The organism is Xenorhabdus eapokensis (genome assembly GCF_001908105.1).
Genome location: NZ_MKGQ01000012.1, coordinates 92453 through 104578, shown reverse-complemented (window position 1 = coordinate 104578; position 12126 = coordinate 92453). Strand labels below are relative to the sequence as shown.

General features: G+C 41.8%; 10 protein-coding genes. 4 read left to right on the top strand and 6 right to left on the bottom strand.

The annotated features are described in order from the left end of the window. From Xedl_RS31620 to rluD, 4 genes are all read right to left on the bottom strand, one after another. Nucleotides 1-217: hypothetical protein (locus Xedl_RS31620; protein WP_208605043.1), on the bottom strand; the 217-nt coding region annotated here is incomplete at its 3' end. 91 nt (nucleotides 218-308) lie between these two features. Next, the gene (gene clpB, locus Xedl_RS10565) at nucleotides 309-2882 is read right to left on the bottom strand and encodes an ATP-dependent chaperone ClpB (protein WP_074023662.1); all 2574 of its coding nucleotides are present in this window, start codon (nucleotides 2880-2882) and stop codon (nucleotides 309-311) included. A 129-nt stretch (nucleotides 2883-3011) separates the two neighbouring features. Then, on the bottom strand, nucleotides 3012-3743 hold the full coding sequence (yfiH, locus tag Xedl_RS10560) for a purine nucleoside phosphorylase YfiH (protein WP_074023661.1): 732 nt from the start codon (nucleotides 3741-3743) through the stop codon (nucleotides 3012-3014). A 4-nt stretch (nucleotides 3744-3747) separates the two neighbouring features. After that, the gene (gene rluD, locus Xedl_RS10555) at nucleotides 3748-4725 is read right to left on the bottom strand and encodes a 23S rRNA pseudouridine(1911/1915/1917) synthase RluD (protein ID WP_074023660.1); all 978 of its coding nucleotides are present in this window, start codon (nucleotides 4723-4725) and stop codon (nucleotides 3748-3750) included. Nucleotides 4726-4863: 138 nt separating this feature from the next. On the opposite strand from rluD, the gene bamD reads away from it, so the two are divergent. The 3 genes from bamD (at nucleotide 4864) to pheA (ending at nucleotide 7877) form a co-directional block, all read left to right on the top strand. Next, nucleotides 4864-5595, top strand: a complete 732-nt coding sequence (gene bamD / locus Xedl_RS10550) for an outer membrane protein assembly factor BamD (protein WP_074023659.1) — start codon at nucleotides 4864-4866, stop codon at nucleotides 5593-5595. A 480-nt stretch (nucleotides 5596-6075) separates the two neighbouring features. Further along, nucleotides 6076-6408 (top strand): ribosome-associated translation inhibitor RaiA, encoded by a 333-nt coding sequence (gene raiA / locus Xedl_RS10545; RefSeq protein WP_074023658.1) that lies wholly within the window; start codon nucleotides 6076-6078, stop codon nucleotides 6406-6408. 314 nt (nucleotides 6409-6722) lie between these two features. Beyond that, nucleotides 6723-7877 (top strand): bifunctional chorismate mutase/prephenate dehydratase, encoded by a 1155-nt coding sequence (gene pheA, locus Xedl_RS10540; protein WP_074023657.1) that lies wholly within the window; start codon nucleotides 6723-6725, stop codon nucleotides 7875-7877. Between the two features lie 45 nt (nucleotides 7878-7922). On the opposite strand, the gene tyrA is transcribed toward pheA, so the two are convergent. Together tyrA and Xedl_RS10530 are read right to left on the bottom strand one after the other, a co-directional pair. Beyond that, nucleotides 7923-9044, bottom strand: a complete 1122-nt coding sequence (gene tyrA / locus Xedl_RS10535) for a bifunctional chorismate mutase/prephenate dehydrogenase (protein WP_074023656.1) — start codon at nucleotides 9042-9044, stop codon at nucleotides 7923-7925. A gap of 5 nt (nucleotides 9045-9049) precedes the next feature. After that, nucleotides 9050-10144 (bottom strand): 3-deoxy-7-phosphoheptulonate synthase, encoded by a 1095-nt coding sequence (locus tag Xedl_RS10530; protein ID WP_074023655.1) that lies wholly within the window; start codon nucleotides 10142-10144, stop codon nucleotides 9050-9052. A 485-nt stretch (nucleotides 10145-10629) separates the two neighbouring features. Between Xedl_RS10530 and Xedl_RS10525 the strand changes: the two genes are divergently transcribed. Next, entirely contained in the window at nucleotides 10630-11973 is a 1344-nt protein-coding gene (locus tag Xedl_RS10525; protein WP_074023654.1) for an anaerobic C4-dicarboxylate transporter, read from the top strand. Nucleotides 11974-12126: the final 153 nt, after the last annotated feature.

Below are 12126 nucleotides of genomic sequence, written 5' to 3'. Positions count from 1 at the left end.
TGTTAAAGAGCGTTGGCAACCGGACATCTCTTCCGGGTTGCGAGGCTGCGTATCTTACGCTTTTTGCCTCCGGAGTCAAGCGATTATTTTCGCCTTTCTCCGCTGCCGTCGCGGCGTGTCTCAGCACATCGTCGGTCAGTGGTGGCGCATTATAGGGAGTTTTACGGATGTGACAATAGTTTTTTTTAAAAAAAATCACCAACCGCTTATTTATCACCCAAAAAACCCTAATTTGGTGTTTTCCTAATCTACAAAAAGAAAAAAGAGGTGCAAAAAACACCTCTTAAAAACTGTCTAAGTAATCAATATCATTGTGTTGCAACAATACGATTGTCTTCTAACTCTAAAGTCACTAATTTATCTGGGATCAATTTACCAGAAAGAATTTGCTGGGCCAGCGGGTTTTCAATCTCTTGCTGGATAGCCCGTTTCAATGGACGAGCTCCATATACAGGATCGAAACCCGCTTCGCTTAATTTTTCCAGTGCTTGAGATGTTATCTCCACCTGATAACCGCGCTCTTCCAAACGCTGATATAAACGTTGCAATTGAATATTGGTAATAGATTTTAGATGCTCTTGTCCTAATGGGTGGAACACAACAACTTCATCAACACGGTTAATAAACTCAGGTCTGAAATGATGACCTACGACTTCCATCACCATATTTTTCATACCTATATAATCCAATGTACCAAAGCGTTCTTGAATCATATCGGAACCTAAGTTAGAGGTCATAATCACAACCGTGTTACGAAAATCCACTGTTCTTCCTTGACCATCAGTCAAACGGCCATCATCTAATACCTGTAACAAGATATTGAAAACATCTGGGTGAGCTTTCTCTACTTCATCCAGCAAAATGACAGAATAAGGACGACGGCGCACCGCTTCCGTCAGATACCCCCCTTCTTCATATCCAACATATCCGGGAGGCGCTCCCACCAACCTTGAAACTGCGTGTTTTTCCATAAACTCCGACATATCAATGCGCACCATAGCATCATCACTGTCGAATAAGAAATTAGCCAACGCCTTACACAATTCTGTTTTACCCACTCCGGTCGGCCCCAAGAACATGAAAGAACCGATCGGACGATTGGGATCAGATAATCCCGCTCTGCTACGACGAATTGCATTCGATACAGCATCAACAGCTTCATTCTGCCCTATTACACGCTGATGCAATGCTTGCTCCATGCGCAGTAATTTATCTTTTTCACTTTCCAGCATTCTGGATACAGGGATCCCTGTCCAGCGTGCGAGTATTTCAGCAATTTCAGCATCTGTGACTTTGTTACGCAGCAGCTTCATATGACGACTTTCTGCTGTTGTTGCTGTTGCTAAACGTTTTTCCAGTTCCGGAATTTTTCCGTACTGAATTTCAGACATTTTAGCCAAATCACCGCTACGGCGAGCTTTTTCTAATTCAAGACGAGTATTTTCTAATTCAGCCTTGATATTCTGTGTGCCACTAAGTTCAGCTTTCTCCGCTTTCCACTCTTCTTCCAATTCAGAATATTCACGTTCTTTTTCTGCCAATTCTTCGTTCAGCATCTCTAAACGTTTTTTACTGGCATCATCAGACTCTTTTTTCAGTGCCTGTTGCTCAAGTTTTAATTGAATAACACGGCGCTCAAGGCGATCCAATGCTTCTGGTTTAGAATCCATCTGCATACGCAGGCTTGCCCCTGCTTCATCAATCAGATCAATAGCTTTATCAGGTAGCATACGATCAGAAATATAGCGATGAGATAGTGTTGCAGCCGCCACAATTGCTGGATCAGTGATTTGGACGTGATGATGCAATTCATATCGCTCTTTCAATCCACGTAAGATAGCAATCGTATCTTCAACCGTAGGTTCTGCCACATAAACTTTCTGAAAACGACGCTCTAAAGCCGCATCTTTTTCTATATACTGACGATACTCATCAAGTGTTGTTGCCCCAACGCAATGCAATTCTCCACGAGCCAGAGCGGGTTTTAGCATATTACCGGCATCCATTGCGCCTTCGGCTTTGCCAGCTCCTACCATAGTATGCAATTCATCAATAAACAGAATGACTGAACCTTCCTGTTTGGCAAGATCGTTCAAAACACCTTTCAAACGCTCTTCGAATTCACCACGGTATTTAGCACCGGCTAATAACGCACCCATATCAAGAGACAAAACTCGTTTGTTTTTCAGCCCTTCTGGAACTTCACCATTGATAATGCGCTGTGCCAAACCTTCAACAATCGCGGTTTTCCCAACACCTGGCTCACCAATGAGAACAGGGTTATTTTTGGTTCTACGCTGCAATACCTGAATAGTTCGTCGAATTTCTTCATCACGCCCAATGACAGGATCTAATTTGCCTTGTTCGGCTCGTTCAGTCAGGTCAATGGTATATTTCTTTAATGCTTGACGCTGATCTTCTGCGCCTTGCTCATTCACTTTTTCACCACCACGCATTTGTTCTATTGCCTTAGTGATTTTATCTTTGGTTGCGCCCGCAGCTTTCAGCATGTCACTTAATGTTCCACGTTCTTCTATCGCTGCCAGAACAAAGAGTTCAGAAGAAATGAAGTTATCACCGGCTTTTTGTGCAAGTTTGTCACACAGGTTTAAATAACGTCCCAGTTCGTTGGATACTTGTACATCTCCACCATTGCCTTCTACTTTCGGCAATCGGTGCAGAGCCTGATTCAGTTGATTATTGAAGCTTCCCGTATCCACCCCTGCCGAGGCCAATAAAGGACGTACTGAACCGCCTTCTTGATTAATTAATGCACTCATCAAGTGGAGAGGTTCGATGAATTGATTATCACGCCCTAATGCAAGGGATTGGGCGTCAGCGAGAGCAAGCTGGAATTTATTGGTAAGACGATCCAGACGCATAACACCTCCAATACTGGTCAGAATTTGCTACTGGAGATTAGATAAGGTCATTCCTTAAATATTCAAGGTGTTCTGAAAAGTTAATTGGAAACTTACCGCTATACGCCAAAGATCGTCCTGTAAAGTAGGTTATCGCAACCAGATTAAAGTTGCCATTCTCCCAGTGTTACCATCACGACGATAGGAGAAAAAGTTTTTTTCCTCCGTGACAGTACATGCGGCTCCACCAAAAATCTCTGTGATTCCTACTGACTGCAATTTTAATTTAGCCAGTAAGTAAATATTTGCCAGAAACTTATCACCATAAGGCATAAAAGCTTGTTTCAGATCAGGATTGTTCGTAATGAAAGCTTCCCTGACCTCACTTCCTACCTCAAATTTTTCAGGGCCAATAGCAGGCCCCAACCATGCACGGATCATGTCAGGTTTTGCGCTAAATCGAGACACGGTATTCTCCAACACTCCGGCACATAATCCGCGCCATCCTGCATGAGCCGCTGCGACTTCATCACCAGAAATACTGCAAAAAAGAACTGGCAAACAATCTGCTGTCATTACAGCACAAACCCGACCAGGTATATTCGTATAAACGGCATCACCCTGATTATTCACCAATGGCTGATCATCAAGTGTGATAACATGCGTGCCGTGTACTTGCTCCAACCATGTAGGTTGCTGCGGCAATTGGGCATACTCAATCAATAGCGTTCTATTCCGTTCCACGTGTTCAGGGACGTCCCCAACATGATTACCCAAGTTTAAACTATCATATGGGGGCAGGCTTATTCCGCCAAAACGGGTAGTACTACAAGCACCAACATTATCGGGCTGTGGCCAATCAGGAAAAATCAGGGGTATCATTTACCTACCAATCCATCTCGTTTTTGAAAGTCTCAGCATCCACTTTCATCAATTCAATCAATTTAACCATGTCGTCCGGTAAGGGAGCATGCCATTCCATCTCAATTCCAGTGATCGGATGGTAAAGACGTAACATGGTTGCATGCAATGCCTGGCGATCAAAATTGCGCATCACTTCGCGAAATTCATCAGAAGCCCCTTTTAAGGGACGAGGGCGTCCACCGTACAGAGGATCACCCACTAACGGGTGTTTTATATGTGCCATATGCACACGAATTTGGTGGGTTCTGCCTGTCTCCAAACGCAGACGCAAACGAGTATGTGCCCGGAAATGTTCCATAACGCGATAATGGGTAACCGCAGGTTTTCCCATAGGATGTACTGCCATGTGTGTGCGTTTTGTTGGATGGCGGGAGATGGGTTCTTCTACCATTCCTCCAGCTGTCATATGCCCCAAAGCAACTGCTTCATATTCACGGGTTATTTCACGTAATTGCAAAGATTCCACCAATCGCGTTTGTGCCGGAACAGTTTTTGCCACAACCATGAGCCCTGTCGTATCTTTGTCAAGACGATGAACAATACCTGCGCGGGGAACATCTGCAATTTCAGGATAACGATATAACAACGCGTTCAGCACTGTACCGTCAGGATTACCAGCTCCCGGATGAACAACCAAATCACGTGGTTTATTGATGACCAAAATATCGTCATCTTCATAGACAATATTCAATTCGATATCCTGAGGCTCCCAACGTGCATCCTCTTCAATGATAGCATCAACGGAAATTTCTTCTCCGCCTAAGACTTTTTCTTTTGGTTTGCTAATTAATTTACCATTAACTTGAACTTTATTATCCAAGATCCACTCTTTTATACGTGACCTGGAGTAATCAGGGAACAATTCAGCTAAAGCTTGATCTAAACGTTGACCAAGCTGAGATTCAGCGACTATTGCATTAAGCCGGATTTGTTGTGCCATATATAACTTCTATATTTTACGTTGAGTTTTGACGGCGAAGCCGTTTCATTTAAAATAATGTGCTATTGTAACCCCATATTTTGCCGGGAGCTTCACGGACAGTCTCCCAGAAAACACTCAGAGGATAATCAACACGTGATGACTCGCATGAAATATCTGGTGGCAGCGACCACATTGAGCCTGGTTCTATCTGGATGCTCCAGCAATAAGGATGCTGTTCCTGATATCCCGCCATCCCAAATTTATTCAATTGGGCAGGAAAAGCTGCAAGAAGGTAACTATAAAGCGGCTATCAAGCAATTGGAATCCCTTGATAACCGATATCCTTTTGGCCCGTACTCTCAGCAAGTTCAGCTTGATCTGATCTACGCCTATTACAAATCAGCGGAATACCCACTGGCTCTCGCATCCATTGACCGTTTCATGCGCCTGAACCCAACCCATCCTAATATCGACTATGTGCTCTATATGCGTGGTTTGGTCTCGCTAGCTTTGGATGACAGCCTATTACAAGGCCTTTTCAACATTGATCGATCAAATCGTGATCCTGAACATGCCCGTGCTGCATTCCGTGATTTCAACCAACTGGTGCGTTATTATCCACACAGTCAGTATTCAACTGATGCGACCAAGCGGTTAATATTCCTCAAAGAACGTTTAGCCAAATATGAACTTGCAGTTGTGCAATATTACACTAAACGCAGTGCTTACGTAGCTGTCGTTAATCGGGTAGAACAGATGCTACGAGACTATCCTGATACTAATGCAACCCGGAAGGCACTCCCTTATATGGAGTTAGCTTATAAAGAATTAGGATTGACGGCTGAAGCCAATAAAGTGGCACAGCTCATCGCTGCCAACCCTGTATAAAACCTCATCCCATCAAATTTGAATAGGTGATCGAAAACAGTAGCTACATGGCTGCTGTTTTTTTTATCTATTGTTTTTTCTAATAGCGAAGTTGCCAGGAATATCACTGCTGGAAATGTAATTTTTGTAAAGCTTGCTTTTTGTTCTGTTTAGCCAACAAACTGAACGCATTCGCACAATTTGATCATACACAATTTGGTCATATTTGCTGGTCATGTTTGGCTATATCAGCCTTATTTTCACCTTGGAAATAAGGCGTTCCTTATAACTATAACTCAATTTAATAATCACATAACTGACCAATAATGACGTATAACGCCTCCTTGCGCAACAAATATTCTCCATATCTTTTCTGGCTATCACAATTCCGTCACCTACTGCCAAAATCACTCAATAAAAGTGATTTAGATCATTCTTTTTATGCAAAATGGCGCTATGCTGAATACATCAAAGACGGAGTAACACCAAAGAGGTAACTATATGTTAGTGAACATTACCAGCAAACAAATGGAAATTACCCCCGCAATTCGTAGCCATGTAGAAGACCGTCTAAGTAAGTTGAGCAAATGGCAAGTCAATCTAATCAATCCACATATCGTCCTATCAAAAGAACCGCAAGGATTCTTAGTTGATGCCACAATTGGTACACCGAATGGCACGTTAGTGGCTAGCGCCAAACATGAAGATATGTACACAGCAATCAATGATCTGTTGACAAAATTAGAACGCCAACTCAATAAAGTGCAACATAAAGCGGAAGCTCGCCGTGCAGACAATAGTGTTAAAGAGTCCAATCTCAACTTAGAAGTATAACCATCCCTGGTTTTTGTCCCAACGCGCTCAATGAGCGCGTTTTTATTGCCTGTTGACACTCCAAGCTAAATAGGTTAATTAAAATACATTATTGAAACCATAAAATAATGTGCTAACAGGCTAAATGATTATTAAACCGTGTTTCTTATTTTTCTTTTTTTTCACCTTCTCATAAGGAGGTTGATTCGTTTCAAAGAAAATTTAAGAAAACGAATAAAAGCCTCCCACCAACAGGGAGGTTTTTTGTTTTACTGATCATAAACATATTCACGATGCACAGGCTACACTCATAATAAGAATGTCAGGAATATACTATGGAACGAGATTTAGTTAGTTTACGAGAAGAAATTAGCCATATTGATGCAGAATTACTGGATCTGCTTGCTAAACGCCGACAATTAGCCAGTGACATCGCCCAGACAAAACTGCACGATAATCGCCCTATCCGAGATAAAAACCGTGAACGTGAGTTACTAAGCGTGTTGGTTGATAAAGGAAAATCACGTGGATTAGATGGATTTTACATTACACGATTATTTCAGATGATCATTGAGGATTCTGTTCTCACCCAACAGGCGTTATTACAACAATATCTGAATCAAACACCTTACGATTCTGCCCGTATTACTTTTCTGGGGCCCAAAGGTTCGTATTCTCATGTTGCAGCTCGACAATTTGCTGCCCGCCACTTTAATCAATTGGTTGAGTGTAGTTGTCACAAATTCTCAGATATTTTCTCACTGGTTGAGATTGGACAGGCTGATTATGGCATCCTGCCACTGGAAAATACCAGCTCAGGGGCAATCAATGAAGTTTATGATTTATTGCAACTTACCCCCTTATCCCTGGTTGGAGAGATAACTCTGCCAATCAACCATTGTCTACTAATTACCGGACAAACTGATATCTCAAGGATAAAAACTGTTTATAGCCATTCCCAACCTTTTCAACAATGTAGCCAATATCTCAATAAATATCCTGACTGGAATATTGTCTACTGCGAAAGCACTGCTGCTGCTATGCAAAAAGTAGCTGAACTTAACTCACCAGAAATAGCCGCATTAGGCAGTGAGGCTGGCGGCACTCTTTATGGATTACAGGTTTTAGAAAACAACTTGGCAAATCAGCAAGAAAATAGTACTCGCTTTATTGTTGTCTCCCGCAAATCTATTGACGTATCCGAGCAAGTTCCGGCTAAAACCACGTTCATTATGTCAACCGGACAACAAGCAGGAGCGCTGGTTGATGCCCTTATTATCCTCAAAAAACATGATATCCCCATGAGTAAATTGGAGTCTCGCCCAATCAATGGCAAACCGTGGGAGGAGATGTTTTATATTGATGTGCAAGCCAATCAACGTTCCATAAAAATGCAACAAGCATTGAAAGAGCTGACAGAAATGACTCGCTTTCTGAAAGTGTTAGGATCTTACCCATCAGAAAATGTCATTCCGATTGATTCTATCTAAAGTAAAAATAAAACCGGATGTTTCCATCCGGTTTTAAAATAAGACCTATACCCGATTATCACTCGCCTGCTGCAAAAGCACGCGACTTTCCTTCATAAATCGGGTTGCTTCATCACCAAACCAATCACTTACCTGGCTAAAGCTCGCAATAAAAGCCGACTTATCTTGACGTTCCAATATTTCCAGAGCCTGCCCGAAACTTTGGTAATATCGACGAATAAGTGCAATGTTTTCAGGGCTAGACATAATAATATCAGCATACAGTTGGGGATCTTGGGCGAATAATCGTCCTACCATTGCTAGCTCTAATCGATAGATCGGTGAAGATAGTGAAAGCAATTGCTGTAAGTCGATATTTTCTCCTGCAAGATGCCGCCCATAAGAAAAAGTAGTGAAATGACGCAGCGCCTGAATGAAGCCCATATTTGTATCATGCTTCTCCGCAGTGATTTGATGCAATCTCGCTCCCCATACCGATATCTGTTCCAAAAACCATTGATACGACTCTGGATGGCGCCCATCGCAATACACAACTACTTGCTTAGCAAAGCTACCTACATCTGGCCCAAACATAGGATGCAATCCCAAAACAGGCCCTTGATGTACTTCAAGCATCGCATTTAACGGTTTTTGCTTGATTGAAGCTAAATCAACTAAAATGCACTGCTCTGGTAACGGAGGTAATCGACGAATAATCTTCTCTGTCAAGTGGATGGGAACACTGACAATCACCATCCCTGCCCCTGCCAATAGATGTTCGGCGTTATCCCAATCTTCAGCTTCGAGCACTCTGACTTCATAGCCAGACAACGTCAATAATCGACTGAATAATCGCCCCATTTTGCCTGAGCCACCTACAATGACCACAGGTCCCAAATGAGTACCGAGTTTTTTAAAGCCTTTATTATTTTCACTGACATAAGACTCTCGCATAATTCGGCGTAAGATATCTTCAATCAAATCAGGTGGAATTCCCATATTTTCCGCCTCCTGACGGCGGGAGGCCAACATAGCTGCCTCCCTATCAGGAGCATAAATCGGTAAACCTAACTGACTTTTAACTTCACCAACTTGCGCTACTAAATCCATTCTTTTCGCCAGCAAAGATAATAAGGTTTTATCCACCTCATCAATTTGAGTTCTCAGTTGTGATAATTCTGCCGTCATATTGATTATCCTGCTTTTTCCATCATTACATTTCGATTAGCCAAATGCGGAGCAATTTGTTGGTGCAGTTTTCTCAATATTTGCTCCGTAGTCTGCCAGCTAATACAAGCGTCAGTGACCGAAACACCATATTTCATGTCAGAACGAAGCTGTTCGGAAGATTGATTGCCCTCATTGATATGGCTTTCCAACATAATCCCAATGATGGATTGATTTCCGGTTACAATCTGTTCAGCAACAGAATCCACAACAATACTCTGGCGACGAAAATCTTTATTGGAATTACCGTGACTGCAATCAATCATGAGTGATGGTATCAACCCTGCTTTAATCATTTGGCGTTCACAATCAGCAACATGTTCTGCACTGTAATTCGGCACTGCGCCGCCACGCAATATTACATGTCCATTCGGATTACCTTGGGTTTGTAGCAAACAAACTTGGCCTGACTGATTTATCCCCATGAAGCGATGAGGCATTGCTGCTGCTTTCATGGCATTAATTGCGGTATTCAAATTACCATCTGTGCCATTTTTAAAACCGACTGATACAGATAGCCCTGATGCCATTTCACGATGAGTTTGAGATTCAGTTGTTCTGGCGCCAATTGCTGACCAGCTAAATAGATCCCCTAAGTATTGTGGATTATTGGGATCAAGTGCCTCATTAGCCAAAGGCAATCCCATTTCTACCAGGTTTAACAATAGACGACGGGCAATATGTAGTCCCGCATCCATATCAAATGAACCATCCATATAGGGATCACTAATTAGCCCTTTCCAACCAACGGTTGTACGAGGCTTTTCAAAATAGACACGCATAACAATATACAGACAATCACTCAATTCAGCAGAAAGCGCTTTCAAACGGCGGGCATAGTCCAGAGCAGCATCTACATCATGAATTGAGCATGGACCACATACCACTAATAAACGAGGATCACGATGCTGAATAATATCAGCGATGGTATTACGCGCGTTTGTGATGGCATGGAGATCATGGCTATTCAACGGGTATTCCTGTTTCAACTCTTCTGGAGTGATAAGAACTTGTTCATCAAGGATATGAACGTTATTCAGAGCGTCTTTTTGCATGATCATTTCTATCTGCCTTGTCTGTTTAATGTTTGTTTAAGTGTCTGGTGGATAACATACCATGAGTTGTAAAGAATACAATCCAAAATCGTAAATATTTCATATTATATGTAAACAATACTTTCCATTAGAATGCAGGGCTATTAATATTATGAACATACTAATAATCTATTGAATTTTATTTTCTCTTCAAAATATATAAAAAGTTCTTAAAGTTAATAAATTGAAAATGCTATTTAACAGATACACAAAAATAGAATAATTCTATTAATAACTAAAACACATTTACTACAAAGACAAATATCTTTAAAAATCAGATAATAAAAATAAGATCTCAATCCCATTTTTATATAAGCATTCTAATAAGATTAATATGTGCTTTTAATGTTGTTATAAAACTATAAAACAACATTTATAAATAATAGATATACCCAATAGATCTCAAGCAACAACTACCAGCTTGGTAATAAAGGTAATTATTAAGGACAGATATGATAACGCTACAATTTGCTATAATAATCATATGTTTATTGATCGGCACGCGTTATGCAGGAATGGGATTAGGGCTGATCAGCGGTATTGGGCTTTTTATACTGACATTTATCTTTGGCCTGGAACCAGGTAAGCCTCCCGTTGATGTGATGCTCACTATTCTTGCTGTGATCGGTTGTGCATCTGTTTTACAAACAGCAGGTGGGCTAAATGTTATGATGCAATTTGCTGAACGCTTGCTGCGCCGCAGCCCGCAACATATCACCATCTTGGCACCACTAACCACTTGGATGCTCACTTTTCTTTGCGGTACTGGTCATGTTGTTTATACCATGTTTCCGATCATTGGTGATATTGCCTTAAAAAAAGGTATTCGCCCTGAACGGCCAATGGCTGTTGCTTCTGTCGCTTCTCAAATGGCAATTACTGCTTCTCCTGTATCTGTCGCCGTTGTCTCTTTAGTGTCAATTATTGCTGCCAGCCACGGCATTGGGCAAGCATACGGGATCTTAGAAATTTTGGCTGTTTCAATACCCGCTTCACTCACTGGAGTAATACTTGCTGCATTATGGAGCTTACGTCGAGGAAAAGATCTTGATCAGGACGAAGAATTCCAAGCGAAAATTAAAGATCCAAAGCAACGTGAATTTATTTATGGTGGTTCTGACACTCTATTAGATCAAGTCTTTCCTAAGCAAGCTTATTGGGCAACCTGGATTTTCTTTGCCGCAATTGCCGTCGTAGTTTTATTTGGTGCATGTACCGAATTACGTCCTACTTTTGAAGTAAAAGGTACGCTAAAACCCCTATCTATGAATCTGGTGATCCAGATGATGATGTTAATTGCGGGCTCCATTATATTGATGGCCTGTAAAGTCAAAACCAGTGAAATCGCTAATGGCGCCGTGTTCAAAGCCGGTATGGTTGCGATTTTTTCTGTCTTTGGGGTGGCATGGATGAGCGATACTTTCTTCCACTCACATTTAGGTGAATTAAAATTAGTCTTGGAAGATGTCGTCCAAGCACAACCATGGACGTATGCCCTTGTGCTGTTTTTGGTATCAAAACTGGTTAACAGCCAAGCCGCCGCCTTAACTGCTATTGCACCAATGGGATTGCAGCTTGGGGTTGATCCAAAACTTCTGATCGCTTTCTTCCCCGCTGCCTATGGCTATTTTGTTTTGCCTACTTATCCAAGCGATTTGGCTTGTATTGGTTTTGACCGTTCAGGGACAACAAAGATAGGGAAATTTATTATCAACCACAGCTTTCTTTTACCAGGATTGATTGGTGTCAGTGGTGCGTGTACAGTAGGGTATATTTTAGTCAGTACGTTTATGTAACCTGCTGTCCCCCTAACCTAGACTTACGACTAAAAAAATAAGTTTCCTGATTTAGATCGAGTAGGAGACGGGATCACTCTCGTCGTCCTCTCACACCACCGTACGTACGGTTCCGTATACGGCGGTTCATGTTAACGCTGGAACTGCCGATGT